The organism is Janibacter terrae, assembly GCF_039636765.1.
Lineage (GTDB): Bacteria > Actinomycetota > Actinomycetes > Actinomycetales > Dermatophilaceae > Janibacter > Janibacter terrae.
The window spans coordinates 1,759,881-1,786,662 of record NZ_CP144167.1 but is presented as its reverse complement, the minus strand read 5'-3'; the positions used below and the strand labels follow the sequence as shown (position 1 = coordinate 1,786,662).

The following is a 26,782-nucleotide window of genomic DNA, read 5'->3' as shown; positions in this document are numbered from 1 at the left end:
GTCAGACCCCGAGGTAGGCCTGCTGCACCGCAGGGTCGTCAGCCAGGTCGGCGGCGGGACCGGAGAGGACCACCCTGCCCTCCGCGAGGACGTACCCGGTGGTCGCGATCCTCAGCGCGGATCGCGCGTTCTGCTCTGCGAGCAGGACACCGATGCCCTCCCGGTTGATCCCGACGATGGCGTCGAAGACCTGCTGCGTGATGAGCGGTGCCAGCCCCATCGACGGCTCGTCGAGGATGAGCATCTTCGGGTCCGACATCAGCGCACGACCGATGGCCACCATCTGCTGCTGTCCGCCCGAGAGGGAGCCCGCGTTCTGGTGGCTCTTGTCGCGCAGGACGGGGAAGAGCTCGTAGGTGCGCTCGAGGAGCTCCCGCACGCGCTTCCTGTCCCGTCGACCGACGTAGGCACCGAGCGTGAGGTTCTTCTCCACCGACATCCGTGGGAAGAGGTGGCGTCCCTCGGGGCAGTGCGCGAGCCCCCTGCGCACGATCGTCGCCGGTCGGGCCCGGGTGGTCTCCTCTCCGTCGAACTCCACGCGTCCGCTGGTCGGCCGCAGGATGCCGCTCACCGTGCGGAAGAGCGTCGACTTCCCTGACCCGTTGGCGCCCAGGATGACCGTCAGCTCACCCGCCGGTGCGGTGATGTCGACCGAGTGCAGGACGTTGCCCGCGCCGTACCCGGCGCTCAGGCCGGTGATGCTCATCATGATGCTGCTCCTGCCGCGCCCGCGTCGGCACCGAGGTAGGCCTCGATGACGAGCGGATCGTTCCTGATCTCCTCCGGGGTGCCCATGGCGATGCGTTGACCGTGGTCCAGGACGACGATCTGGTCGGCCAGGTTCATCACCATCGACATCTTGTGCTCGACGAGGCAGACGGTGATCCCGCGGGCGACGATCTGCCGGATGAGCATCCCGAAGGACTCCGTCTCCTCGTCGGTGGTCCCGGCGGCGGGCTCGTCGAGGAGCAGCAGGACCGGCTCGGTGGCGAGCGCCTGGGCGATCGAGATCCGCTTCTGCGCCTCCTGCGGGAGCGTGGAGGCGATCTCATCCCTCAGGTGCGCCGCGCCGACGAACTCGAGCTCGCTCATCGACTTCGCGAGGCTGCGCCGCTCGTCCCGCCGGTGCCGCGGCGTGTGCAGCACCGCGTCGAGCGCGTTGGACGTCGAGCGCACGACGCTGGCGGCCCGCACGTTGTCCAGGACGGTGGCACCCTCGAAGAGGTGCGTCGTCTGGAAGGTCCGGGCGATGCCCTCCCGCACCGTCTGGTGCGGGTGCATGCCAGTGATGTCCTTGCCCCGGAAGGTCACGGTGCCGGAGGTCGGCCGGTAGAACCCCGCGAGCAGGTTGAACAAGGTCGACTTGCCGGCGCCGTTGGGTCCGATGATCGCCGTGACGCAGCCCTCCGGGACGTCGAAGTCGACGTCCTTGACCGCGTCCAGGCCACCGAAGGCCTTGCCGAGCCCACGTACCTCGAGCAACATCACAGTCCCCTCTCCGTCGTGGTCGAGGCGACGGCGGCCTCGGGTGGGGAGGACCTGCGCCGTCGTCCCGCGATGAACTCGTTGAGGTACCCGACGATCCCACGCGGGGCGAAGATGACGAGCAGGACGATGATCGGGCCGAGCACGATGAAGCGGTAGGCCTCGAGATCCTGCAGCATCTCGAAGAGGAAGGCCACGAGGACGCTGCCGACGATCGGTCCCATGACCGTCCCCATCCCGCCGATGAGCAGGAAGAGGAGGAACTGGAAGGTCAAGTCGATCGACGCGGAGTCGGCGCCGATGAAGCCGTTGAGCGTGGCGAAGAGCCCGCCCGCCAGACCGGCCGTGCCCGCCGAGGCGGTGTAGGCCAGCTGCTTGCTCACGCCGACGTTGACCCCGATGGACTTCGCCAGGTCCTCAGAGGTGCGGATGGCCACGAGCGAGCGTCCCGCGTTGGAGCCGAGGATCGCGTGCGTCGTGTACGCCGCTCCGGCGAGGAAGAGCAGCACGAGGTAGTAGAGGGCCACCGGGTCCTCGAAGTCGATCGGACCGATGCCCTCGGGCAGCTTGATCCCGCTGACACCCGAGTGCGCGTGCGTCACCGACTCCCACCGGATGATGATGATGTAGATCAGGAACCCGAGCGCCATGGTGAAGATGGCGAAGTAGGCCCCCTGGGTCCGCAGGGCGATCAGCCCCGAGGCGTAGCCGAGCACCGTGGTGACGAGGACGGCGACCAGGAACGCGGTCCAGAAGGACCAGTCGTGGTCGGTCGTGGCCAGTCCCACGACGTAGGCACCGACACCGAAGAAGGCACCGTGGGCCAGGGACAGCTGCCCGGTCAGGCCGAGGATGATGTTCATCCCGTAGGCCGCGATCGCGTAGACCGCCGCCGTGGTGACGATGCGCAGCAGGTAGGGCTGGCCCTCGACGAGGAACGGCGCCACGAGGAAGGCGATGAGGACGACGGCGACGCCGAGGAGCCGTGGCTTGAGCATCGTGGTCATCGCTGCTCCACCATCCCGAAGAGCCCGGTCGGCTTGATCGCGAGCACGGCCATCAGGACGACGAAGACCGCCGCCTGCCCGGCGCCGACGGAGATGTAGGTCGAGGCCATGACCTCTGCCATCGCGATGACGAACCCACCGATGATGGCTCCGGGGAGGGAGCCGAGCCCGCCGAGGATGATGATCGCGAAGACGATGAGGCTCAGGGACTCCCCCATCCCGGGCGACAGCAGCTGGATCGGGGCGACGAGCCCCGCCGAGATCGCCACGAGGGCGAACGAGACGGCGAAGGTCAGCATCGAGACGACGTTGGGGTTGATGCCCACCAGAGCGGCACCGGTCCGGTCCTGCTCGATCGCCTCGATCGCCTGACCGTGCACGGACCTCTTGAGGAAGAAGGTCAGGGCGATCAGGACGACCATCGCGGTGACGATGATGATGATCCGCTGCCAGGAGATCTGCGCGCCGGCCACGGTCAGCCGCCCGTCGAAGGGGGACTCCATCCGCAGGAACCCGGTCCCCCAGACCTCTTGGACGACGGACGTCAGGAAGAACATCACGCCCACCGTCGCGATCATGTGGTGGGTGTGCGGCGCGTTGCGCAGCGGGTGGAAGATCAGCCGCTCGAAGACGACACCGATGGCCGCCAGCAGCACCGCCGCCAGCACGATGGCAACGACGTAGGGCAGCCCCACGTCGACGAGCAGGGTGTAGGTCAGGTACCCGCCGACCATGAAGAGCGCGCCGTGGGCGAGGTTGGGGAACCCGAGCACGCCGAAGACGAGGGTCAGGCCGATGGCGGCCAGGCAGTAGATGCCGCCGAGCGCCAGACCGTTGATGAGCTGCTGGATGAACAGGGTCATCCGTCACCTCCGTGGGGGTCGCTGGTCACCGGGCTCATTCCTTCGGCTGGTCGATGTCGAAGATCTCGTACTCGCCCTTGTCGTTGCGGTAGGCCGCCTTGAGTCCGTCGGAGACGAAGTGGCCCTTGTCGGTGATGCTGTCGGGCGCGAAGGCGACCTTGAACTTGTCGTCGACCTCGCCGACGGCCTCGGGCATGGCCTCGCGGATGGCCTCCGGGTCGTCGGTGCTGCCGGCCGTCTTCATCGCCTCGACGAAGACGGGGAGCGACTGGTAGTTCAGCGCGATGTCGGCGTTGACCGGCTTGTCGGAGGAGAACTTCTCCTGGTACCGGGAGATGAAGTCCTCGGTCCCCTCGAACTCCTTGACCGGGGCGATGCCCACGGAGTTGTCGAGGTTCTCCGGCTCGGTGAACTCCTCCATCTCCTCGAACTTCGCCTGGTCGATGATCATGAAGGCACCGTCGTAGCCCTGCTTGCGGGCCTCCTCGATGATCAGCGCTGTCGGCTGCGAGGGGCCGCCGACGAGGATGACGTCGGGCTTGCCGGAGAGCGTCTTGGACACGGGTCCCGCGAAGTCGGAGACGGTGCCGTAGTCGATGTTGTTGTTGGAGAGCACCTGGCCGCCGGCGTCCTTCCAGCTCTTGGTCGCCGCCTTGGTCCACTCCTGGCCGAACTCGCTCGAGGTCGTGAGGAGGCCGAGCTTGCCCTTGCCCTTGGTGTCGACCTTGTCGATGAAGGGGTCGATGTAGCTGGTGAAGGACGGCGGGATCATCACGGTGAGCTCGTTGCCGCTGGAGAGGATGTCCGGGTCGGAGCTGTAGGCGCCGATGAGGAACTTGTCGCGCGAGGTGTTGAGCTCCTGGGCCGCCTTGATGCCACCAGCGTGGGGGACGAAGACGATCTTCGCGCCCTCCTTCTGCACGAGGCGCTGGGCGTTGGTCCCGGTGGTGCTCGGCTGGTACTGGTCGTCGAGGCTCTCGAGCTTCAGCGTGTACTGCTTGCCGTCGATCTCGACGCCCTCCTCGTTGAGGTCGTCGATCGCCATCTGGAGGCCGTTCTGCACGTTGCGGCCGTACTCGGCGGCGCCACCGCTGATCCCGGCGGAGTAGCCGATGACGAGGGTGTCGCCACCCGAACCGGCCCCTCCGTCGCTCCCCTCCCCGCCACAGGCAGCGAGAGCGAGCACCAGGCTTCCGCTCGCGGCCAGGGCGAACGAACGGCGGACTCGGGACGAAGGAACAAGCGCCATCGGGAATCTCCTCGTTGAGAACCTCTGAAATGAATCTGTGTTCAGATTCAGTTTGCGAACGTAGTGGTGCTCCTCACAGTTGTCAACGGCTGGCGTGCGACCCGCGTGTCGCAGGGCCCCTCAGGGTCCGGGGACGACCTCGTCGCCCAGCCGCAGCCCGCCCGCGCCGAGCGGGACCAGACGCGTGCCGAACCACGTCTTGCCCTCCCACCTGCGGTACTGCGAGAGCGTGCGGATCGGCTCCGGGCCCGTGGCCAGCGTGACCGGGTCGATCGTCGTCATGACGCAGCGGTCGCACACCTCGGCCGTCCGGTACCGGACGTCACCGATGCGCACCGTCGGCCACGCGTCCTCGACGAAGGCCTCCTCGCCGTCGATGACGACGTTGGGGCGGAAGCGCAGCATGCTGAGCGGCTCCTCGTCCGCGCCCACCCACTCCTGCAGCCGGGCGAGCGAGACCTCGGAGGTGAGCAGCAGCGGCCCGGCGTCCGCGAGCGAGAGGGTGTCGCCCTCGAGGCCCCCGTGCGCGCCGGACATCCGCCGGACCCGCGGGTCCTCCTGCCACACGAGGCGCAGCGGGCGACCCACCCGGTCGCTGATCCACTCGCTGACGTCCTGGTCCGCGGGCGGGGCGAATCCCTGACGGGAGTGGCTCACCGGGACCGGTGGGAGACCGAGCGGGACGTCGACGAGGATGCTCTCCCCTTCGTCGTGGATGCGGATGGTCTCCTCGTCGACCTGCTCGGCCCACAGGCGCAGCAGGGCGTGCTCCTCGCGGGCGGTGACCTTTTCCCCCGCCGGGTCGACGAGCGCCCATCGTCGGTCCCCGGCCAGGCCCCACGGCTCGACCTGCGCCGAGTCGACGTCGGTGCCCCCGAGCGACTTGACCGGGTAGATCCGCAGCTGGGTGACGCGCATGCTCCCCGATCGTAGTGAGCGGGCCGGCGCCGTCAGGACCGGCGGGCGTGCTCGGCGGCGAGGACCGGGTGGACGTCGACCGGGGAGGCGCTGATCGTCTGCGGGATCTCCACCGTCCGACCGTCCCGCAGGTGCAGCTCGACGACGGGACGTGCCGCCACCCGTCCGCGACCGACCGAGACGATGTGCGACCACGGGATCCACGCGCCGAGCTCGCGGATCCACACGCCCTCGGCGGCCGAGACGCGCACGTGGACGCCGGGACGCGCGAGCCTCCACACCGCGACGGGGATGCCGACGGCACCGAAGAAGACGATGAGCGCCACCCCGAGCATCCGCAGCAGTCCCTCGCCGCCGAGAAGGCACAGGCCGATGACGGTGAAGCCGAGGCAGAACATCAGGACGAAGACCATGCCCACGCGCGCGGCCCGGTACTCCAGCTCTTCGCCGCGGGCCAGCCGGGCGGCGTCGTCGGTGCTCATGGGGGACATGCTCCCCCACGGGTCTCATGCCCCGACGGGCACCTCGTCCTCGGAGATCTCCTCGGCGCCGGGCACCCCGGGCTCGAGGCGATGATCGCCCGCGCGCTGCAGGGCGAACCAGCCGCCGAAGAAGGCGCTGAAGATCCCCGCCTCGGTGTCCTTGACGACGATCTGCGCGCAGTGCCCCGCCTGGACCCGGAAGGCCACCGCACCCGAGGTCGTCAGCCCGTCCTTGAGGTAGAGCACGTGCTTGCCCGACGGGATGTCGTAGCGGACCGACGACTCGGACCCCCCGAGGACCCCGAGCTCGGTGGACCCGAGCATCACGTGCTTGCCTGCCAGGTGCTCCGGCGCGATGTCACCGGTGCTGATCTCGACTGCTGCGCCCATCGGGCACCTCCTGGTCTCGGTGGGCACGGTCGGGCGGCCGGGCCCTCACCCCCATGATGCTCCCCGGGCTGCGAGATGTCTCCCCATGACACCTGTCATTGCGCAGTCGTGACATCGGGGACGCGCCGCAGCCACCTACCCGAGGTGACCCGTCGGTCACAATGGGGGCGACCCCCTTCGTCCGAGGAGCCCGCATGCGCCGCACCGGTGTCACCGCGGGCCTCGTCGCGCTCGCGCTCGGCGGGGGGATGCTCGCGGCCTGCACGGACGAGGCACCCGGGGCGGGCTGCGACGCGGTGACGGCGGAGTTCGACTGGGCGACGCCGTCACGCGAGGACGACCGGCGCTTCGAGCTCACCGGACCAGGGTGGGTCGGTGGCGACTCGACGTACTCCGTGGGGCTGCCCGACGGTCGCACGCTGTGGCTGTTCTCCGACTCCTTCATCGGTGAGGTCACCGCCGGGGGCACACCGCGACCGGGCATGGCGATGGTCCACAACGCGCTCGTGGCCGAGGACGACTCCGGGCGCCTGAGCACGCACACGTCCGAGGGGCCCGAGTCCTTCTTCCCCGACCCGAGCGAGGACACCTACTACTGGGTGCAGGACGCGCTCGTGCAGGGCGAGGAGCTCGTCGTCTTCCTCTCCCTGACCCGCCGGGTCGGCGAGCAGGGCTTCGCGTGGGACCGCAACGCCATGGCGCGGGTCTCGCTGCCGGGCCTCGAGGTGGAGGAGATCATCGACCCCGGCAGCTCCGGCACCGACCACGTCGCCTGGGGCGCCGGGGTGATGCCAACACCGACGTACACCTACGTCTACGGCATCGAGGACCTCGAGCAGACCAAGCACCTGCACCTGGCGCGCGTGCCCGCCGGCAACCTCACCGACCGCACCCGCTGGGAGTACCGGGGCGCCGACGGGTGGACGAGCGACCCGACGCGGAGCGCGCGGCTCACCGACGGCGTGGCCAACGAGCTGAGCGTCACGCCCTACCGCGACGGCTACCTGATGATCTCCTCGGACACCTCGCAGCCCTTCAGCCCCGGGATCAACGCGTGGACGGCGTGCTCGCCGCAGGGCCCGTGGGCGGACCCGCAGCGGATCTACGAGACCCCCGAGTCGGGACGCGGGCAGCACTTCACGTACAACGCGCACGGCCACCCCACGCTGTCCGACGACGAGCAGCTGCTCATCTCGTACAACGTCAACACCTTCGACTTCGGTGAGCTGACCCGCGACCCGACGCTCTACCGGCCGAAGTTCATCACCCTCGACCTGGGCTGAGCTCGGTCGCGCCGATCTGGTCGAGCACCCACGCCCACTCCCACGCGGTCTGTTCCCAGGCGTCGTAGCGACCCGAGCGTCCGCCGTGCCCGGCGCTCATCTCGGTGCGCAGCAGCACCGGGCGCTCGGGCGAGTGCCGGGTCACCTCGCGCAGCCGCGCCACCCACTTGGCCGGCTCGGTGAAGTAGACGCGCGTGTCGTGCAGCGAGGTCGTCGCGAGGATGGCGGGGTACTCGACGTCCGCGAGGTTCTCGTAGGGGCTGTAGCCGCGCATGTAACGGTAGACCTCGGGGTCCTCGAGCGGGTTGCCCCACTCCTCCCACTCGCCGACCGTGAGCGGCAGGTCCGGCCGCAGGATCGTCGTCAGCGCGTCGACGAAGGGGACGGCCGCCAGGACCGCGGCGAAGCGGTCGGGCGCCAGGTTGGCCGCGGCACCGACGAGGAGACCGCCGGCGGACCCCCCTTCGATCGCCAGGCGGTCCCGGGCGACCCAGCCGGTCTCGTGGAGGTGCTCGGCGACCGCGACGAAGTCGGTGAAGGTCTGCCGCTTGGCGAGCATCTTGCCGTCGTCGTACCAGTGCCGCCCGAGCTCGCCGCCGCCGCGCACGTGGGCGACGGCCCAGACCACCCCGCGGTCGAGCAGCGACAGCCGGGCGATGGAGAAGTACGGGTCCATGCTGATCTCGTAGCTGCCGTAGCCGTACAGCAGGCCGGGGTGGGTGCCGTCGGCAACCGTCCCGCGGCGCATGACGAGCGAGACCGGCACGCGGGTGCCGTCGGGCGCGGTCGCCCAGGTGCGCTGCTGCTCGTAGTCCGCGAGGTCGACCCCGAGCACCGGCTGGCGCTTGAGGACCGTCCGCTCCCCCGTCGCGACGACGAGGTCGAGCACCGACCGCGGCGAGACCCAGGACTCGTGGACGACCCGGATGCGGTCGGTGTCGGTGTCGGCGACCGGGCCGAGGTGGACCGAGTGCAGCTCGTCGTCGAAGGCCACCTCCGTCGGTGGTCCGTAGTCCGAGCCGACGAAGGGGGTGGACCTCGCCCGTCGCGGCAGGAGGCGCAGCGCCGGCAGCCCGTCGGCACGCAGCGACAGGACCGCGAAGTCGTCGAAGGCGTCGACCCCGACGAAGCGTTCGCCCTCGGCGCGCATCAGGAGCGGCTGCCACTGCTCGGCGCTCGTGGCCTCCAGCGGTGCCCAGGCGAGGTCGCCCTCGGGCTGGCGCTCGTTGTGCACGATGAGCAGGTGGTCGGCGGCGGGCTCGACGTCGTACTCGACGCCCTCCCGTCGGGGGGCGACGCACCGCGGCGCAGCGGTCGGGTCATCGGCGTCGACGAGGTGGACCTCGGAGGTCGTCTTGCTGCCGAGGCCGATGACCACCCAGCGCTCGTCGCGACTGGTGCCGATGCCCATCCAGAAGCGCTCGTCGTCCTCGCGGTGCACCAGCGCGTCGGCGTCCCGGGCGGTGCCGATCTCGTGCCGCCACACCTCGTGCGGCCGCCACGCGTCGTCGACGGCGACGTGGAAGAGGTGCCGGGCGTCCCGGGAGAAGGCCAGCCCGTACCCCGCCCCGGTGACCGCCTCGTCGAGGACCTCCCCGGTGGCGATGTCGAGCACCGTGACGTCGAAGCGCTCGTCACCGGTCACGTCGACGGCGTACGCCATGCGGCTGTGGTCGGCGCTCACCTCGAAGGCACCCAGCGAGAAGAACTCGTGGCCCTGCGCGAGCGCGTTGCCGTCGAGCAGCACGACCTCGCCCGGCAGCGGCTGCGACGGGTCGAGCTCGGGCACGGTCGTGCGGTCGGTGAGCGGCGCGCGGCACTGGATCGCGTACTGGCTGCCCTCGACGGTCCGCGCGTAGTACCACCAGTCGCCGGAGGCGACGGGGACGCTCAGGTCGGTCTCGAGCGTGCGGCTCCTGATCTCGTCGAACAGGCGCTGGCGAAGGGGGGCCAGGTGCGCCGTCGTGGCCTCGGCGTAAGCGTTCTCCGCCTCGAGGTGGGCGAGGACCTCGGGGTCCTCGCCGTCACGGAGCCACTCGTAGGGGTCGGCGACGTCCTCGCCGTGGTGGGTGCGGGTCCACGGCTTCTGCGCCGCCACGGGAGGGGTGGGGGCCTCCCCCTTCGCGTGCTCGCTCATGCCGACACCGCCCGGGCGCCGAGGATCACCTTGAGGTCACCGATGAGCGCCTCGGTCGGCTCGACCCGGTAGGACGGGTCGACCGACATCGTCACGGATCGTCCGGGCTGGACGAGCTTGATCTGCACGTCGGTGCTGCCCGGGTGCTGGGAGAGCACCTGCTTGACCTCCTCGATGCGGCCGGTGGTCGCCCGCGCGTAGTCGAGCGTGAGGACGACCGGTCCGCGGGGACCGTCGGTGAGCTCCGGGATCGTCAGGTCCTCGGCGTAGATCGAGACCGTGTCGTCGCGGGCGTTCACCCGCCCGCGGACGACCGCGACGATGTCCTGGGTGAGCATCGTCTGGACCGTGAGGTAGGTCTTGGGGAAGAAGAGGCACTCGATGGCCCCCTCGAGGTCCTCCACGGTCGCGATCGCCCAGAGATCGCCCTTCTTGGTGCGCTTGACGCTCAGCCCGGTGACCAACCCCGCAACGGTGACATTGCTGTTCTCCTTCACCCCGGAGTCGGGCTGCGTGAGGGTCGCGATCGAGGTGTCAGCGGCGCGTTGCAGCACGTGCTCGACGCCGAAGAGGGGGTGGTCGGAGACGTAGAGGCCGAGCATCTCGCGCTCGTTGGCGAGCTTGGCCCGCTTGTCCCACTCCACCTGCGGGATCGGCCGCAGGCCCATGCCCTCGATGCCGGCGCCGGGCACGTCGGCCTCCTCGTCGCCGCCGCCGAACATGTCCCAGAGCGAGTCCTGGCCGACGGCCTCCTGCCGCTTGACGCCGACGAAGGCGTCGACGTACTCCTCGTGGACCATGACCAGCCCCTGCCGCGGGTGGCCGAGGTCGTCGAAGGCGCCGCCCATGATGAGCGACTCGATGGTCCGCTTGTTGCACACGACGGCCGGGCACTTGGCGAGGAAGTCGTCGAAGGAGGTGAAGGCCCCCTTCTCCTCGCGGGCCGCGATGATCCCGTCGACGACGTTGCGGCCGACGTTGCGGATGGCGTTGAGGCCGAAGCGGATGTCGGTGCCGACGGCCGAGAAGCGGGCCTGGGACTCGTTGACCGAGGGCGGCAGCACCTTGATGCCCATGCGGCGGCACTCGTTGAGGTACAGCGCCGACTTGTCCTTGTCGTCGCCGACCGAGGTGAGCAGGGCGGCCATGTACTCGGCCGGGTAGTTGGCCTTGAGGTAGGCGGTCCAGTAGGAGACCAGGCCGTACGCGGCGGTGTGCGCCTTGTTGAACGCGTAGTCGGAGAAGGGGACGAGCACGCCCCACAGCGCGGCGATCGACGCCTCGTTGTAGCCGTTGGCCTTCATGCCCTCGGAGAAGGGCACGTACTCCTTGTCGAGGACCTCCTTCTTCTTCTTGCCCATGGCGCGGCGCAGGAGGTCGGCGTTGCCGAGCGTGTAGCCCGCCAGCTTCTGCGCGATCTCCATGACCTGTTCCTGGTAGATGCACAGGCCGTACGTCGTGCCGAGGATCGGGCCGAGCGCCTCCTCCATCTGCGGCTGGAGCTTCCCCTTCAGCTGCGGGTCGAGCGGCACGACCTCCTGGCGGCCGTTCTTGCGCAGGGCGAAGTTGGTGTGCGCGTTGACGCCCATCGGGCCGGGGCGGTAGAGCGCGAGGGCGGCGGAGATGTCCTCGAAGTTGTCCGGCTGCATCAGGCGCAGCAGGGTGCGCATGCCGCCGCCGTCGAGCTGGAAGACCCCGAGCGTGTCACCACGGCTCAGCAGGCGGTAGGTCGCCTTGTCGGTCATGTCCTTGCTCAGCGCGTCGAGGTCGATCTCCTCGTCGCGGTTGTCCTTGATGTTGACCAGGGCGTCGTCGAGGATCGTCAGGTTGCGCAGGCCGAGGAAGTCCATCTTGACCAGGCCGAGCGTCTCGCACGTCGGGTAATCGAACTGCGTGAGGACCTGACCGTCCTGCAGGCGGCGCATGATCGGGATGACGTCGATGAGCGGCTCGCTCGACATGATGACGCCGGCGGCGTGCACGCCCCACTGGCGCTTCAGACCCTCGAGGCCCTTGGCCAGGTCGACGACCTCACCGAGGTGCTTCTCGGACTCGACGAGCTGGCGGAACTCCTGCCCCTCCCCGAAGCGGTCGTGCTCCTTGTCCCACATCTTCGCCAGCGGCACGCCCTTGCCCATGACGTCGGCGGGCATCGCCTTGGTCAGCTGCTCGCCGACGTTGAAGGGGTGGCCCATGACGCGGGCGGCGTCCTTGACCGCTTGCTTCGCCTTGATCGTGCCGTAGGTGGCGATCATCGCCACGCGCTCGTCGCCGTACTTGTCGGAGACGTACTTGATGACCTCGGCCCGCCGGCGCTCGTCGAAGTCCACGTCGAAGTCGGGCATCGACTTGCGCTCGGGGTTGAGGAAGCGCTCGAAGATCAGGCCGTGCGGCACGGGGTCGAGGTCGGTGATGCCCATCGCGTAGGCGCACATGGAGCCGGCACCGGAGCCACGGCCCGGCCCGACGCGGATGCCGTTGCGCTTGGCCCAGTTGATGAAGTCGGCGACGACGAGGAAGTACCCGGGGTAGCCCTTGCCGACGATGACGTCGATCTCGTAGTCGGCCTGCTTCTGCGCGTACTCCGGGATGCCGTCCGGGAAGCGGCGACCGAGGCCGGTCTGGATCTCCTTGACGAACCACGACTGCTCCGACTCCCCAGGCGGGCAGTCGAACTTCGGCATGTACCGCCCTTCGCCCTCGACGAAGGAGACCTCGCACATGTCCGCGACGAGCAGGGTGTTGTCGCACGCCTCGGGCAGCTCGCGCCACAGCCGACGCATCTCCTCGGGCGACTTGAGGTAGTAGCCCTCCCCGTCGAACTTGAAGCGGTCGGGGTCGTGCAGCTTGGACCCGGAGTTGATGCACAGGAGCGCGTCCTGGGCGATCGCGTCCTCCTGCTTGACGTAGTGCAGGTCGTTGGTCGCCAGGAGCGGCAGCTGCAGGTCCTTGGCCAGGCGCATCAGGTCCTCGCGCACCCGGCGCTCGATCTGGTTGCCGTGGTCCATCAGCTCGAGGAAGTAGTGCTCGCGGCCGAAGATGTCCCGGAACTCCGACGCGGCCTGGACCGCGAGGTCGTACTGGCCCAGCCGCAGCCGCGTCTGGATCTCGCCGGAGGGGCAGCCTGTCGTCGCGACGAGCCCCTCGCCGTACTGGGAGAGCAGCTCGCGGTCGAGTCGCGGCCACTTGGCGAAGACGGAGTCGAGGGAGGCCCGCGAGCCCATCTTGAACAGGTTGTGCATGCCGGTGTTGTTGCGGGCCAGCAGCGTCATGTGGGTGTACGCGCCACCACCGGAGACATCGTCGCCGGGCCGGGTGCGCTCGTCGCCCCACTTCACCCTGGTCTTGTCGCTGCGGTGCGTCCCGGGGGCGACATAGGCCTCGAGGCCGATGATCGGCTTGACGTCGTAGGACTGCGCGGTCTTCCAGAACTCGTGTGCCCCGAAGAGGTAGCCGTGGTCGGTCATCGCGATCGCCGGCATGCCCATCTCCTGGGCGGTCGAGAACATGTCCTTGATCCGCGCGGCACCGTCGAGCATGGAGTACTCGGTGTGGTTGTGCAGGTGGACGAAGTTCTCGGGACGCGGCAGCTCGGACATCGACCCGAGTCTAGATCGCGCCCCCGACAGCCGAGCACGCCGTCGGTCGCTCCGTCACCGCCACTCGGCGCGTCGCGGTGGGACGCCCGCTACCGCGCCGGACGAAGGGGGTCTACCGTCGGGACCGACACCGCCGTCAACCACCTCACAGGAGGCCCCGGGATGTTCGTCCCCATGTCCGTCAACGACTTCATCGACCGCGCCGCCGCGGTCTACGGCGAGCGCATCGCCGTCGTCGACGAGCCCGACCAGCCGGCTGCGCCCCTGGAGGACGTGACCTACGCGCGGATGCGCCGGCTCGCCCTCGCCCAGGCGGCCCACCTGGACTCGCTCGGCATCGAGGTCGGCGACCGGGTCGCCGTGGTGAGCCACAACTCGGCGCGCCTCCTGACGAGCTTCTTCGGGGTCTCCGGCTCCGGCCGGGTCCTCGTGCCCGTCAACTTCCGCCTGGCCCCCGAGGAGGTGCGGTTCATCGTCGAGCACTCCGGCGCCCGCGTCCTCTACATCGACCCCGAGCTGACCTCCCTCGTCGACGAGGTCTCGGCGGAGCACACCTTCGTCCTCGGCGAGGACGAGCACCTCTTCGGCGACACGGAGGACGCCACTCCTCGTGCCTGGGAGGCGGACGAGTCGGCGGTCGCGACGATCAACTACACCTCTGGCACCACCGCTCGCCCCAAGGGCGTGGAGATCACCCACCGCAACATCTGGACCAACGCCGTGACCTTCGGCCTGCACGCGGGCATCAGCGACCGCGACGTCTACCTGCACACGCTGCCGATGTTCCACGCCAACGGGTGGGGCATGCCCTTCGCCATGACGGGCGTGGGGGCCCAGCACGTCGTCATCCGCAAGATCGACGGCGCGGAGATCCTGCGGCGCGTCGAGCGCCACGGCGTCACCGTCATGTGCGCGGCCCCGGCAGTGGTCAACTCCGTGCTGGCCGCGGCCGCGGAGTGGCAGGGCGAGGTCCCCGGCCGTGACCGGGTCCGCATCATCGTCGCGGGCGCGCCGCCGCCCACGCAGACGATCGCCCGGGTCGAGGAGGAGCTGGGTTGGGAGTTCATCCAGATCTACGGCCTCACCGAGACCTCCCCCCTCCTCACGATCAACCGCACCCGCGCCGAGTGGGACGACCTGTCCGCGCAGGAGCGCGCCGGCAAGCTCGTGCGCGCCGGCTCCCCCGCCCTGGGCTGCCGGATGAAGGTCGACGAGGAGACCGGCGAGGTGCTCGCCCGCAGCAATGTCGTCATGGAGGGCTACTGGAACCTCCCGGAGGAGACGGAGCGCACCTTCGCCGGCGGGTGGTTCCACACCGGTGACGGCGGCACGATCACCGACGACGGCTACGTGACGATCAGCGACCGCAAGAAGGACGTCATCATCACCGGCGGGGAGAACGTCTCCTCGATCGAGGTCGAGGACGTCCTCTTCTCCCACCCGGACGTCACCGAGGTCGCCGTGATCGGCGTCCCGGACGCCAAGTGGGGCGAGACGATCAAGGCCCTCGTCGTCCTCACCGAGGGGTCCACGACCACCGAGGCCGACCTCATCGCGTGGTGCAAGTCCAAGGCGGCCGGCTACAAGGCGCCGACCTCCATCGAGTTCCGCGACGAGCTGGCCCGCACGGCGACCGGCAAGCTGCAGAAGTTCAAGCTCCGCGCCCCGTACTGGGAGGGCCGCGACCGCCTCGTCAACTAGCCGTACGGCCTCAGTGCATGCCGGCGAGCCGGTCCAGGGCGGTCTGCAGGTCGTCGGGGTAGGTGCTCTCGAAGTGCACGTAGTCGCCGGTGCCCGGGTGGATGAAGCCCAGGCCCATCGCGTGCAGCCACTGGCGCTCGAGGCCGAGCTTCGCGCTCAGCGTCGGGTCGGCGCCGTACGTCGGGTCCCCGACGCACGGGTGACGAAGGGCGGCCATGTGCACCCTGATCTGGTGCGTGCGGCCGGTCTCGAGCTTGATCTCGAGCAGCGAGGCGTGGCGGAAGGCCTCGATGAGCTCGTAGTGAGTGATCGCGTGCTTGCCGGAGTCCATGACGGCGAACTTGTAGTCGCCGCTCGGGTGCCGGCCGATGGGGGCGTCGATCGTGCCGACGTGCGGGTCCGGCAGGCCCTGGACGAGTGCGTGGTAGGTCTTGTCGACCGTGCGCTGCTTGAAGGCGCGCTTGAGCACGGAGTACGCGTACTCGCTCTTGCACACGACCATGAGGCCGGACGTGCCGACGTCGAGCCGGGAGACGATGCCCTGGCGCTCGCTCGCCCCGCTCGTCGTGATCCGGTACCCCGCCGCTGCGAGACCGCCGAGGACGGTCGGCCCGCTCCAGCCCACGCTGGGGTGGGCTGCGACGCCGACCGGCTTGTCCACGACGACGATGTCGTCGTCGTCGTGGATGATCCGCATCCCCGGCACGGGCTCGGCGACGATCGCGACGCCCGGGCTCTCGTCGACCGAGGGCAGGGTGATCTCGATGCGGTCGCCGGCGCTCACCCGGGAGGACTTCACGACGGTCGCGCCCTCGACGAGGACCTGGCCGTCGGCGGCGAGCTCGGCGACCCGGGTGCGGGAGAGGCCGAAGAGCCGCGCCACGGCGGCATCGACCCGCTCCCCCTCGAGGCCGTCGGGGACGAGGACGTTGCGGGTGTCACCCATGGGACTCCTCCGTGTGCTTCGGGCGCGAGCCGTCGATCCCGACGTTGGTGAGGACGAGCCAGATGAGCAGCCCGGCCCCACCGACGATCGCGATGTCCGCGACGTTGCCGACGAAGTACCCGGCGTAGTCGATGAAGTCGATGACGTGCCCGCGCAGCGGGCCCGGCTCACGGAAGAACCGGTCGTAGAGGTTGCCGAGGGACCCGCCGAGCAGCAACCCGAGCGAGACGGCCCAGTGGGTCGAGCGGATGCGCGGGGTCACCCACACGATCGCCGCGGTCACCGCGACGGCGATGATCGTCATGACCCACGTCATGTCGTCGCCGATGGAGAACGCGGCGCCCGAGTTGCGGATGACGCGAAGGGAGAGGAGGTCACCGAGCACGGGGACCACCCTCCCGTCGGTCAGGGCGTCGAGCGCCCAGACCTTGGTGGCCTGGTCGAGGACGAGGGTGACGACGGCCGCGACGGCGTACCACCGCAGCACCCCGGAGCGGGAACCCGCCGCCGGGGTGTCGTCGTCGTGGTCTGGGGTGTATGGGGCGCTCAGCGCCGCTCCTGTCGACTCTTGCATGTCATGCACAGGGTCGCACGAGGATAGGCCTGGAGTCGAAGCTTGCCGATCGGGTTGCCGCAGGACTCGCAGATCCCGTAGGTGCCGTCCTCGAGCCGGTCGAGGGCGTGCTGGTTCTGCTCCAGGCCCGTACGGGCGCCCGCGACGAGGCTCAGCTCGTGCTCGCGCTCGAAGGACTTGGCGCCCGCGTCGGCCTGGTCGTCGCCCGCGCCGTCGACCGGCTCCTTGAGGAACTCGGTCAGCCCCGCCTCGGCCGTGTCGATCTCCGCGGTCAGGCGGGCGATCTCGGCGTCGAGCTCGGCCCTGACCTCCTTGAGCTCCTTGGCGGTCCAGGGGCTCTCGTCCTCGCGGACGGCGAACGTGGTGGCCGTGCCGTTCTTGGCAGCGGTCTTCTTCGTGGCCCCCTTGGCCGTCGCGCTCTTCTTCGTCGCGGCCGCGGTGGCGGTCTTCGTCGTGGTCTTCTTCGCGGCCATGACCGTCCTCAGATCGTGGATCCGGGCCGAGAGCACGGATCAGAGTCAACGCAGGGTACGACGTTTTCGTCGCCCGGTCGCACTCGCCACGTGACAACTTGGTGTCGGTCTCGACCCGCGGGACGACGACCTCGCCGCACCGCTCCGGGACACGCCGCGGGCGGCGCCCTCCCGACATCGGGTGGACGCCGCCCGCGGGGCGACCGAGTGGCTGAGGTCAGTGCTTGGCGGAGGCTTCCGGCGCCACGGTGGCGCTGCTGTCGAGGCCCTTCAGCTGGCTGCTGATGAAGTCCTTGAGCTTGCGACGGTAGTCACGCTCGTAGGTCGTCAGCTCCGCGATCTGGCCCTCGATGCGCGTCTTCTGCGCGTTGAGGTCGTCGAGGATCTTCTTGCGCTGGGCCTCGGCCTCGCTGACCATCGTGGTGCTCTTGGTCTGCGCGTCCGAGATGAGCTTGTCGCGCTGCGTCGTGCCCTCGCCGATGAACTGGTCGCGCTTGCCCTGACCGGTCTTGACGAAGTCGTCGTACTTCGCCTGCCCCGTGGAGAGCAGCTCGTCGTGCTTGGCCTGTCCGGTGCTGATCAGCTCGTCGTGGCGGCGCTGTGCCTCGGCGATGAGCTTGTCCCGCTGGCTCTGGCCCTCGGCGACGTGCTCGTCGTGCAGGCGCTGCGCGAGGGCGATGAGCCCGGAGGCACCGGCGCCGCCACCGGCGGCAGCGGCCATCTGGCCGGCGCCACCGTCGGTCCCGGCAGCGGCGGCCACCGGGGCGGCGGCAGCCTTGTCCTGGCGGGACTTCGCCTCGGCCTCGGCCTTGTCGGCGGCCGCGTTGGCGGCGGCGATGCGCTCCTGGGCGCGCTTCTCCGCCTCCTCGGCGCGGGCGGTGACGGTCGCGATGCGCTCGTCGGCGCCCTGCTGCGCACGGCTCACCGAGGCGTCGCCCTTGGCCCGCTCGCTCTCGTCGCCCTTGGCGCGCTCGAGCTCGGTGGCGCGCTTCTCGGCCGCCGCGCGGGCGGCCGTCTCCTTCTCGAACCGGCTGCGCAGGTCGTCCAGCCGGGCGCGCAGGTCGCGGTTCTCGCGGGCCAGTGCCTCGTCGGCCTTGCCGGACCCCTCGGCGACCGGGGCGGCAGCGGCTGCGGGAGCGCTCCCGTCCTGGGCCCGGGCCCGCAGGTCCTCCGAGTCCTTGACCATGCGGCGCATCTCGGCCACGACCTCGTCGAGGAAGTCGTCCACCTCGCGCTCGTCGTACCCACGACGGAACTGGGTCTGGGTGAAGGTCTTGTTGAGGACGTCCTCGGGCGTGAGCGCCATTGTTCCTCCGTAAGCGATCGGACAGTGTGCACGCCCATGTCACGCGGAGCGCGCACGGGCATCCCGCTCAGCCTAGACGATGCCCAGGAGGATGTAGACCGCGAGGATCAGGATGAGGAAGGCGATGTCGATGGCGACACCGCCGATGCGCAGGGGCTTGAAGACCTTGCGCAGAGCCCTCAGGGGCGGGTCGGTGAGCGAGTAGATCGCCTCGGCCACGAGGAGGATCACGCCACGGGGTCGCCACTCACGGGCGAAGACCTGGATCCAGTCGAGGACGAGGCGCCCGAAGAGGACGAGGAGGTAGACGTACAGAACGAGGTTCAGCACGCCGCGGACGATCGACATGGATCCAGCCTAGGTCGGGGGTCTGGGGCCCGCTGGGAGGGTCAGCTCTGGTTGAACAGCGCGCGCGGCTGCGCCGGCTCGCCACCCTCTGCGTCGACCTCGATGTGCTCCGGGGAGAGCAGGAAGACCTTGTTGGTGACCCGCTCGATGGACCCGTGCAGACCGAAGACCAGGCCGGCGGCGAAGTCGACGAGACGCTTGGCGTCGGAGTCGTCCATGTCGGTGAGGTTCATGATCACCGGCGTGTTGCTGCGGAAGCTCTCGCCGATGGCGCGGGCGTCGTTGTACGTGCTCGGGTGGATCGTGGTGATGCGGTTCATCGCGGTGACCTCCACCTCGCGGACGGCAGGAGCGCTCGGGACACGGCGCAGCGGCGTGACCTCGGCGGCGTGCTCCTCCTCGACGAGGTCGTGACCGGCCTCGTACTCGTCGACGTACTGGTCGTCGTACTCGTCGTAGCGCTTGTCGTCCTCCGCGAGCCCGAGGTAGACCATCGCGTTGCGCAGTGCCGTCATGTCCTCATCCTTCGTCACACACCTGTTGCCTTCGGTGTCACCGAAGTTACCGGTGGGACGTCCGATCTCCGAGGATTGCCGTCCCGACACGCAGGTGTGTCGCACCGTGGCGGACCGCGGACTCCAGGTCACCGCTCATGCCGGCGGAGATCCAGTCGGCGTCCGGGTGGTCGACCCGCAGGCGCGCGGACAGCTCCGCGAGGCGGGCGAAGGCGGGGTCGGGGTCCTCGCCGAGCGGCGCGACCGCCATGAGGCCCGCGAGACGAAGGGGGGACCCCGCGATCTCGTCGGCGAGGGCCGGCACGTCGCCGGGGACCGCTCCCCCGCGGTGGCCGTCGGGCTCCGCGTCGAGGTCGACCTGGATGAGCACCGTCAGTTCGCGCCCGGCCGCCTCGGCGCCGCGGGTGAGCGCGCCGACGAGCTTCGCCCGGTCGACGGACTGGACGACGTCGGCCCAGCGGGCGACGGCACCGGCCTTCTTCGACTGCAGCTGGCCGATGAAGTGGGTGCGCACGCCCTCGGGAGTGCCACCCTCAGCGAGCTTGGCCGCGGCCTCCTGCTCCCGGTTCTCGCCGATGTCCGTCACGCCGAGGTCGGCGAGCAGGTCGAGGTCGCTGCGGGGGAAGAACTTCGTCACGACGACGAGCCGGACGTCCTCGCGCGGCCGGCCGGCCGCCTCGCACGCGCGGGCGATGCGCTCCTCGACGCGCTCGAGGTTGGCGGCGAGCTCCTCCCTTCGCCCGCTCATGCCGTCCTCCCGATGATCCCGGCGAAGCGCCCGGTCCGTCCGTCGCGCCGGTAGGAGTAGAGCGCCTGGTCCTCGCGCGCGCACCCGGGGACCCACTCGACGGGCACATCGGCTCGGCGCAGCTGGTCGACGACGCCGCTCGCGACGTCGATGGCGGGCGTGCCGGTCCACGTGATCGCGGCGGAGACGGGCGCGACCTGTGCCGCGTCCGCGCGCATCTCGTCGGGGACCTCGTAGCAGCGACCGCAGACCGACGGGCCGACGGTCGCGAGCAGGTCGGTGGCGCCGAGGTCGCGCATCGCCTCGACGAGGCGGAGCGCGACCCCGGCCACCATGCCCGGGCGGCCCGCGTGGGCGACCCCGACGAGCGGACCCGCGGCGTCGTGGACGAGGACGGGGGTGCAGTCGGCCACGAGCACGCCGAGGGCGACGCCGGGCACGGCGCTGACCATCGCGTCACCGGTCCCGACCGCACCGGTCCCGGAGCGGTCCGCCGCGAGCAGCTCCGGGGTCACGTGGATGACGTCGGCGCCGTGCACCTGGTCCGCCCAGACGGTCCGCAGACCGGTGGCCTCCTCGACGAGGGCCCTGTTGCCCGCGACCGCTGCGGCGTCGTCGCCGACGTGGGCGCCGAGGTTGAGACCGGCGAAGGGGGCGACACTGCGCCCCCCGTGCCGATCGGTGAACGCCCGCACGAGTCCGGCGGTGTCGTCTCTCCAGGCAAACACTGGGTCCGGTCAGGTCACTTCAGGAAGTCGGGGACGTCCAGGTCGTCACCGTCGTCGAAGGTCACCTGCCGCGGAGGCGTCGCCGGCGCGGCCTGAGCCGGGGCCTGCGCGGGGACCGGCTGGGGCTGCGCCGGGGCGGGCGCCTGCTGCTGGGCGGGCGCCTGCTGCTGGGCCGGGACCTGCTGCGGCTGGGCCTGCGCCGGAACCTGCTGGGCCGGGACCTGCTGGGGACGACCCTGCTGCGGCTGGGCCGGGCGCTGCTGCTGCGCGGGGGCCTGCTGAGCCGGGGCCGGTCGCCCCTGTCCGCCGGACTGGACCTGGCCGAGGGCCCGGTCGTCCGGGCGCTGCGTCGGGGACCCACCGTCGAAGCCGGCCGCGATGACCGTCACTCGCACCTCGTCGCCGAGGGCGTCGTCGATGACCGCACCGAAGATGATGTTGGCCTCGGGGTGCGCGGCCTCCTGGACGAGGCGGGCGGCCTCGTTGATCTCGAAGAGACCGAGGTCGCTGCCACCCTGGATCGACAGGAGCACACCGTGCGCACCGTCGATGCTCGCCTCGAGCAGGGGCGAGGAGATCGCCAGCTCCGCGGCCTGGACGGCGCGGTCCTCGCCGCGGGCGGAGCCGATGCCCATGAGTGCCGAGCCGGCACCCTGCATGACCGACTTGACGTCGGCGAAGTCGAGGTTGATCAGGCCCGGCGTGGTGATGAGGTCCGTGATGCCCTGGACACCGGAGAGGAGCACCTGGTCCGCGCTGCGGAAGGCGTCGAGCATGCTGACCGCGCGGTCGCTGATCGAGAGCAGCCGGTCGTTGGGGATGACGATGAGGGTGTCGACCTCGTCGCGCAGCGCACCGATGCCGGACTCGGCCTGGTTGGCGCGCCGACGCCCCTCGAAGGTGAACGGACGCGTCACGACACCGATGGTGAGCGCACCCAGGCCCTTGGCGATCTTGGCGACGACGGGGGCACCGCCGGTGCCCGTGCCGCCACCCTCGCCCGCGGTGACGAAGACCATGTCGGCCCCCTTGAGGACCTCCTCGATCTCCTCCGCGTGGTCCTCGGCGGCCCGCTTGCCGACCTCGGGGTCCGCGCCGGCACCGAGGCCGCGGGTGAGCTCGCGGCCCACGTCGAGCTTGACGTCCGCGTCGGACATCAGCAGCGCCTGGGCGTCGGTGTTGATCGCGATGAACTCGACACCCTTGAGGCCGACCTCGATCATCCGGTTGATGGCGTTGACGCCACCGCCGCCGATGCCGACGACCTTGATAACGGCCAGATAGTTCTGGGCTGATGCCACGGGGGACTCCTGTTGCTGCTGCTCGGTGGTGCCTCACCGCCTGAAGGCTCAAGGTGAACTTCAGGGTTACAGTTTGGTCACGCTCGGTGTGCGGATGACGGTATGTCCCGCGGGCCGCCGGGGCAAACGCTCGCGCCAGCGTGTCGCAAGACTATCCCCTCGTGACCGGCGTCTCGGGGGCGGACACGTCGATGACGTCGGGCTTCTTCTGCAGGAGTATCGGGATCACCTTGACCTTGAGCTCGGGGTCGCTCCCGTCACCCCAGACGACCTCCGTGCCCCCGAGCCGGAAGGTGATCTGGTCGGCCGAGTCCACGGTGACGTCCTTGACCCTGGAGCGCAGTGCCTGCGGCAGCGCGGCCAGCATCCCCTGGGCGGCCCGCACCCCGTGGCCGGAGACGCCCTCCTGGCCCTCGGCGGTCACCGCGGGCACCCCCTTTGGCGGGGACGAGACGGTGCGGATCTCCACGCCCTCGAGATCGAGGAGCCGGTAGCCGCCGTCCCGACGGACCGCCAGCGCCGGAACCCTCGACGTCACGTTGACCTTCAGGGTGTGCGGCCAGCCCCGCTCCACGTCGGCGTGCGCGGCACCGGCGACGTCGTCGGTGATCGTGCGGGACAGGGCGTCGGCGTCCACGCGGGCCAGCGGGGTCCCGATCTCGGTCTCGGCGATCGCCTCGATGCGCGGACGGTCGGCCGGGTCGGCGCCAGTCACCTCGACCCGCTTGGTCCCGAGCAACGCCGAGAAGCCGAAGAGCCAACCCAGGCCCAGCACGACCGCGATGCACAGCATGACGACGAGCCAGCGGCGCAGCCGCTGCCCCCGGGCCTGGGCCGCCCGCTCGGCGAAGCGCTGCTCGGTCGCCTCCCGCGTCCCGCTCCCCCGGGTCATCAGGTCCCGTCACCGCCCGAGGCGGCGAGGGCCCGCAGGATCCTCGGACCCACGTGCGTGACGTCACCGGCCCCGACCGTGAGCACGAGGTCGCCGGGCTCGGCGCTCGAGGCGATCGACCCGACCGCGTCCGCCTCGCTCACGACCCGGGCCGAGCGACCGGCCGCGACGAGCGGGTCGGCGATGAGGTGCGAGCCGACGCCCTCGAGCGGGTCCTCGCGCGCCCCGTAGACGTCGAGGAGCAGCACCTCGTCGGCAGGGGCGAGCCCGTCGGCGAAGCCCTGCGCGAAGTCGCGCGTGCGCGAGTACAGGTGGGGCTGGAAAACTACGAAGAGCCGGTGCCCGCCGGCGATCTCCTTGGCGGTGCGCACCACGGCCTCGACCTTGCCGGGGTTGTGCGCGTAGTCGTCGACGACGGTGACGCCGCGGGCCTCCCCCTTCGTCTCGAAGCGACGTCGGGTGCCCCCGTAGGCCGCGAGCCCCTCGAGCACGGCGGCCGGGTGCACGAGCAGGCCGTGGACGGCCGCGGTGTACGCGGCGGCGGCGTTGAGCAGGTTGTGGCGACCGGGGACCGTGATCGCCAGCCGATGCCTTTCGGCGCCGTCCTCGAGGGTCACCGTGGCGCTCGTCCCGTCGAGCACGGGGTCGACGAGGCGCACCTGCGCCCCCTCGGAGAAGCCGTACCGCAGGACGCGCACACCGGCGACCTCGGCACGCTCGGCGAGGCGCTGCGACCCGGGGTCGTCCGCGCACGCGACGAGCAGCCCACCCGTGGTCACGGTGCCGGCGAACTCGAGGTAGGCCGCCTCGACCGTGGCGTAGTCCCCGTAGAAGTCGAGGTGGTCGGGCTGGACATTGGTCACGACGGCGACGTCGGGCCGGTAGGCGAGGAAGGAGCCGTCCGACTCGTCGGCCTCGGCCACGAAGGACCGCCCCTCGCCGAGCGCGGCGTTGACGCCCTGCGTGGACAGCTCGCCGCCGAGCGCGAACGAGGGTTGCTGCCCGGCCTCGAGCAGCGCGACGGTGAGCATCGAGCTCGTCGTCGTCTTTCCGTTGGCGCCGGCGACGGCCACCCGGATCTGCTCACCCATCGCGGAGGCGAGGGCCTGGCTGCGGTGCAGCACCCGCAGCCCGCGCTCCCGCGCGGCCGCGAGCTCGGGGTTGTCCTCACGGATCGCCGAGGACACGACGACGGTGTCGGCGCCGTCGAGGTGGGCGGGGTCGTGGCCCACCCAGATCCTCGCGCCGCGCTCGCGCAGCCGCTCCAGCAGCGGCGAGTCGTGGGCATCGCTCCCCCGGACCTCGACGTCCGCATCGAGCAGCAGGCGCACGATGGCGGACATGCCGGCGCCGCCGGCGGCCAGCACGTGGACGACGCCGAGGTCGGCGAGCGGGACGGTCGGGGCCAGGACGTCGAAGCGTGCGTTGCGCGGGACCATGGGCAGCTCAGCCACGGCTGCCGCCCTGCTCCCACGCCGCGGTGACCATGTCGGCCAGGGTCTCGTCGGCGTCGCGGTGCCCCACGGACGCCGCCGCGGCGGACATCGCCGTGAGCCGGTCGGCGTCACGCAGCAGCGGCACGACCTCACGCTCGATCCAGGCGGGGTCGACGTCGGCGTCCTCGACGAGCAGGCCACCGCCGGCGGCGACGACGCCGGCGGCGTTGAGCCGCTGCTCGCCGTTGCCGATCGGCAGGGGCACGTAGACGGCCGGCAGGCCGACGGCGGTCAGCTCGCAGACGGTGTTGGCCCCGGCGCGGCACACGACGGCGTCGGCCGCGGCGTAGGCGAGGTCCATCCGGTCGACGTAGGGCAGCACGACGTACGGCACCGTCTCGTCCCCGCCCATGGCGACGAAGTCCTTGCCGGCACCCGTCGCGTGGAGGACCTGCACCCCGGCGTCGCGCAGCGTGGCCACGCTCGCCGCGAAGGCGTCGTTGAGCCGCTTCGCGCCGAGCGAGCCGCCGGTGACGAGGAGGACGGGCAGGTCGTCGCGCAGCCCGAGTCCCGCGCGTGCCTCGGGGCGGACCGCGGCCCGGTCGAGGGTGACGATCTCCGGCCGCAGCGGCATGCCGATGACCCGGCCACCCGGGAGCTTCGTCCCGGGGAAGGTCATGGCGATGTGGTCGGTGAACCGGGCGCCGACCTTGTTGGCGACACCGGCGCGGGCGTTCTGCTCGTGGATGACGATCGGGATGCCGGCCTTGCGCGCGGCCAGGTAGGCGGGTGTCGAGACGTACCCGCCGAAGCCGACGACGACCTGGGCGTCAACCCGCTCGATGGCCTTGCCGGCGGCGGCGACGGCGCGCCGCAGGTTGACCGGCAGGCGGACGAGGTCGCCGGAGGGCCTGCGGGGCAGCGGCACCTTGGGGATCGTCGTGAACTCGTACCCGCGCTCGGGCACGAGCCGCGCCTCCAGGCCCTCGCTCGTCCCGAGGGCGAGGATCTGCACCCCGGGGTCGCGGCGGCGCAGGCAGTCGGCGAGGGCGAGCAGCGGGGAGACGTGACCCGCCGTGCCACCTCCCGCCAGCAGGATGCGTGAGGGGCGGGTGGGAGTCATCGCTGCGAGGTCCTCCTGCTCGGGATCCGGGCGAGCAGGGCGCGCGCCCGGGACGGCTTCGCCGCGATCATCTCAGAGCATCCGGGCTCGCTCCGCGCGAAGCTGAGCAGGATGCCGACGGCGAGCATCGTCGTGACGAGCGACGAGCCACCGGAGGAGACGAAGGGCAGCGGGACACCGATGACCGGGAGCATCCCGGTGACGGCGCCGATGTTGATGATCGCCTGGGTGAGCACCCACGTGCAGATGCCGGCCGTGGCGATGCGGACGAAGAAGTCGTCCGTGCGGGTCACGAGCCGCAGCGCGGCCAGGGCGAAGGCCGCGAACAGGGCGAGCACCGTCAGGGTGCCGAGCAGCCCGAGCTCCTCGCCGATGATCGCGAAGATGAAGTCGTTGTACGGCTCGGAGAGCCAGCCCCACTTCTCGCGGCTGGCGCCGAGGCTCACGCCCAGCCAGCCACCGTCGGCGAGGGCGTAGCGGCCGTGGACCGACTGCCGGCAGATGCCGTAGAAGAGGTCGGTCCCGGGCGCGCACTGCGAGGGGTCGAGCCAGATCTGGATGCGCTCCATCCGGTTGTTGCCGATCTGGGCGGCCAGCGCGCCGAGGCCGAGCGCGACGCCCAGACCGGCCGCGAACCAGCGCTTGCGCACGCCCGCGGTGAAGAGCATGCCGATGACGATCGCGCAGATCACCATCGCGGTGCCCATGTCGTGCCCCGCCATGACGAGCCCGACGACGACCAGTGCGCCCGGCAGGACGAAGGGGACGAGCGCGTGCTTGATCGAGCCGAGCAGCGCGCGCTTGCGTTCCAGGACCAGCGCGCCGGCGAGGACGAGACCGATCTTGGCGACCTCGCTCGGCTGGATCGACAGCGAGCCGACACCGATCCAGTTGCGATTGCCCTGGAAGCCGAAGCCGAGCGGGGTGAGCACGAGGCCGAGGAGCACGACCGACACGAGCGCGGCGGGCAGCGCGGTTCGCTTCCAGAAGAGGACGCTGCGGCGCGAGGCCCACCACAGGGCCGCGCCGCCGATCACCGCGAAGACGAACTGCTTGAGGAAGATCGTGAAGGAGGAGTCGTTCTCCTTCAGCGAGATGATCATGGAGGCCGACAGGACCATGACCAGGCCGATGCCGACGAGGACGCCGACGACCCCGAGCACGAGGTAGTAGGTCGTCATGGGCGACTCGAAGCGCGCCGCCCACTGGTCGAGCCAGGTGGTGCGGGTCGCGCGCGTGCCGGCGCGACCGCGTCCGGTCGCTGCACTGCTGCTCACG

At 70.6% G+C, this 26,782-nt stretch carries 25 protein-coding genes; 2 read left to right on the top strand and 23 right to left on the bottom strand.

Features of this window, described 5'->3' with window-relative positions:
- Position 1 precedes the first annotated feature (1 nt).
- The 8 genes from V3C34_RS08765 to V3C34_RS08730 form a co-directional block, all read right to left on the bottom strand.
- Positions 2 to 709: an ABC transporter ATP-binding protein gene (locus V3C34_RS08765; protein WP_068422100.1), complete on the bottom strand. Its 708-nt coding sequence runs from the start codon at positions 707 to 709 to the stop codon at positions 2 to 4.
- Entirely contained in the window at positions 706 to 1,485 is a 780-nt protein-coding gene (locus V3C34_RS08760) for an ABC transporter ATP-binding protein (RefSeq protein ID WP_346008554.1), read from the bottom strand. Before V3C34_RS08760 ends, V3C34_RS08765 begins: the two co-directional genes overlap by 4 nt.
- Positions 1,485 to 2,492 carry a branched-chain amino acid ABC transporter permease gene (locus V3C34_RS08755; protein WP_068324933.1) on the bottom strand — a complete coding sequence of 336 codons (1,008 nt, stop codon included), beginning with the start codon at positions 2,490 to 2,492 and terminating at the stop codon, positions 1,485 to 1,487. The genes V3C34_RS08760 and V3C34_RS08755 overlap by 1 nt, the downstream gene beginning before the upstream one ends.
- Entirely contained in the window at positions 2,489 to 3,355 is an 867-nt protein-coding gene (locus tag V3C34_RS08750; RefSeq protein ID WP_068324934.1) for a branched-chain amino acid ABC transporter permease, read from the bottom strand. The genes V3C34_RS08755 and V3C34_RS08750 overlap by 4 nt, the downstream gene beginning before the upstream one ends.
- A gap of 34 nt (positions 3,356 to 3,389) precedes the next feature.
- The gene (locus V3C34_RS08745; RefSeq protein WP_346006759.1) at positions 3,390 to 4,541 is read right to left on the bottom strand and encodes an ABC transporter substrate-binding protein; all 1,152 of its coding nucleotides are present in this window, start codon (positions 4,539 to 4,541) and stop codon (positions 3,390 to 3,392) included.
- A 183-nt stretch (positions 4,542 to 4,724) separates the two neighbouring features.
- Positions 4,725 to 5,522 carry an MOSC domain-containing protein gene (locus tag V3C34_RS08740; RefSeq protein WP_346006758.1) on the bottom strand — a complete coding sequence of 266 codons (798 nt, stop codon included), beginning with the start codon at positions 5,520 to 5,522 and terminating at the stop codon, positions 4,725 to 4,727.
- A gap of 32 nt (positions 5,523 to 5,554) precedes the next feature.
- The gene (locus tag V3C34_RS08735; RefSeq protein ID WP_346006757.1) at positions 5,555 to 6,004 is read right to left on the bottom strand and encodes a hypothetical protein; all 450 of its coding nucleotides are present in this window, start codon (positions 6,002 to 6,004) and stop codon (positions 5,555 to 5,557) included.
- Between the two features lie 24 nt (positions 6,005 to 6,028).
- Complete coding sequence (locus tag V3C34_RS08730; protein ID WP_068324937.1) at positions 6,029 to 6,394, bottom strand: hypothetical protein; 366 nt, start codon at positions 6,392 to 6,394, stop codon at positions 6,029 to 6,031.
- A gap of 194 nt (positions 6,395 to 6,588) precedes the next feature.
- On the opposite strand from V3C34_RS08730, the gene V3C34_RS08725 reads away from it, so the two are divergent.
- Positions 6,589 to 7,677, top strand: a complete 1,089-nt coding sequence (locus V3C34_RS08725) for a DUF4185 domain-containing protein (RefSeq protein ID WP_068324938.1) — start codon at positions 6,589 to 6,591, stop codon at positions 7,675 to 7,677.
- Here the strand turns inward: V3C34_RS08725 and V3C34_RS08720 are convergent.
- The gene (locus V3C34_RS08720) at positions 7,658 to 9,814 is read right to left on the bottom strand and encodes a S9 family peptidase (RefSeq protein ID WP_346006756.1); all 2,157 of its coding nucleotides are present in this window, start codon (positions 9,812 to 9,814) and stop codon (positions 7,658 to 7,660) included. The genes V3C34_RS08725 and V3C34_RS08720 overlap by 20 nt on opposite strands.
- Positions 9,811 to 13,413, bottom strand: coding sequence for a DNA polymerase III subunit alpha (gene dnaE / locus V3C34_RS08715; protein WP_068422117.1), 3,603 nt, complete (start codon positions 13,411 to 13,413; stop codon positions 9,811 to 9,813). Before dnaE ends, V3C34_RS08720 begins: the two co-directional genes overlap by 4 nt.
- A 174-nt stretch (positions 13,414 to 13,587) precedes the next feature.
- On the opposite strand from dnaE, the gene V3C34_RS08710 reads away from it, so the two are divergent.
- The gene (locus V3C34_RS08710) at positions 13,588 to 15,114 is read left to right on the top strand and encodes an AMP-binding protein (RefSeq protein WP_255218282.1); all 1,527 of its coding nucleotides are present in this window, start codon (positions 13,588 to 13,590) and stop codon (positions 15,112 to 15,114) included.
- 10 nt (positions 15,115 to 15,124) lie between these two features.
- On the opposite strand, the gene V3C34_RS08705 is transcribed toward V3C34_RS08710, so the two are convergent.
- The 13 genes from V3C34_RS08705 to ftsW all read right to left on the bottom strand — a co-directional run bounded on the left by V3C34_RS08705 (position 15,125) and on the right by ftsW (position 26,781).
- Positions 15,125 to 16,060, bottom strand: coding sequence for an RluA family pseudouridine synthase (locus V3C34_RS08705; protein WP_068324942.1), 936 nt, complete (start codon positions 16,058 to 16,060; stop codon positions 15,125 to 15,127).
- On the bottom strand, positions 16,053 to 16,634 hold the full coding sequence (gene lspA, locus V3C34_RS08700) for a signal peptidase II (protein WP_346006755.1): 582 nt from the start codon (positions 16,632 to 16,634) through the stop codon (positions 16,053 to 16,055). Before lspA ends, V3C34_RS08705 begins: the two co-directional genes overlap by 8 nt.
- Positions 16,607 to 17,107: a TraR/DksA family transcriptional regulator gene (locus tag V3C34_RS08695; protein ID WP_068324944.1), complete on the bottom strand. Its 501-nt coding sequence runs from the start codon at positions 17,105 to 17,107 to the stop codon at positions 16,607 to 16,609. The genes lspA and V3C34_RS08695 overlap by 28 nt, the downstream gene beginning before the upstream one ends.
- Before the next feature lie 217 nt (positions 17,108 to 17,324).
- Positions 17,325 to 18,413, bottom strand: coding sequence for a DivIVA domain-containing protein (locus V3C34_RS08690; protein WP_346006754.1), 1,089 nt, complete (start codon positions 18,411 to 18,413; stop codon positions 17,325 to 17,327).
- Between the two features lie 72 nt (positions 18,414 to 18,485).
- Positions 18,486 to 18,761 (bottom strand): YggT family protein, encoded by a 276-nt coding sequence (locus tag V3C34_RS08685; protein ID WP_068324946.1) that lies wholly within the window; start codon positions 18,759 to 18,761, stop codon positions 18,486 to 18,488.
- Between the two features lie 41 nt (positions 18,762 to 18,802).
- Positions 18,803 to 19,276 (bottom strand): cell division protein SepF, encoded by a 474-nt coding sequence (locus V3C34_RS08680; protein ID WP_068324947.1) that lies wholly within the window; start codon positions 19,274 to 19,276, stop codon positions 18,803 to 18,805.
- 46 nt (positions 19,277 to 19,322) lie between these two features.
- A complete protein-coding gene (locus tag V3C34_RS08675) occupies positions 19,323 to 20,024 on the bottom strand; it encodes a YggS family pyridoxal phosphate-dependent enzyme (protein ID WP_068324948.1) in 702 nt (233 codons plus the stop codon).
- Positions 20,021 to 20,752 carry a polyphenol oxidase family protein gene (locus V3C34_RS08670; protein WP_345912528.1) on the bottom strand — a complete coding sequence of 244 codons (732 nt, stop codon included), beginning with the start codon at positions 20,750 to 20,752 and terminating at the stop codon, positions 20,021 to 20,023. The genes V3C34_RS08675 and V3C34_RS08670 overlap by 4 nt, the downstream gene beginning before the upstream one ends.
- Positions 20,753 to 20,766: 14 nt before the next feature.
- The gene (ftsZ, locus tag V3C34_RS08665) at positions 20,767 to 22,053 is read right to left on the bottom strand and encodes a cell division protein FtsZ (protein WP_068324950.1); all 1,287 of its coding nucleotides are present in this window, start codon (positions 22,051 to 22,053) and stop codon (positions 20,767 to 20,769) included.
- 151 nt (positions 22,054 to 22,204) lie between these two features.
- On the bottom strand, positions 22,205 to 22,945 hold the full coding sequence (locus V3C34_RS08660) for a cell division protein FtsQ/DivIB (protein ID WP_346006753.1): 741 nt from the start codon (positions 22,943 to 22,945) through the stop codon (positions 22,205 to 22,207).
- Entirely contained in the window at positions 22,945 to 24,384 is a 1,440-nt protein-coding gene (gene murC / locus V3C34_RS08655) for a UDP-N-acetylmuramate--L-alanine ligase (protein WP_068325474.1), read from the bottom strand. Before murC ends, V3C34_RS08660 begins: the two co-directional genes overlap by 1 nt.
- A 7-nt stretch (positions 24,385 to 24,391) precedes the next feature.
- Entirely contained in the window at positions 24,392 to 25,504 is a 1,113-nt protein-coding gene (gene murG, locus V3C34_RS08650; protein ID WP_068324952.1) for an undecaprenyldiphospho-muramoylpentapeptide beta-N-acetylglucosaminyltransferase, read from the bottom strand.
- Positions 25,501 to 26,781 carry a putative lipid II flippase FtsW gene (ftsW, locus tag V3C34_RS08645; protein ID WP_068324953.1) on the bottom strand — a complete coding sequence of 427 codons (1,281 nt, stop codon included), beginning with the start codon at positions 26,779 to 26,781 and terminating at the stop codon, positions 25,501 to 25,503. Before ftsW ends, murG begins: the two co-directional genes overlap by 4 nt.
- Position 26,782: the final 1 nt, after the last annotated feature.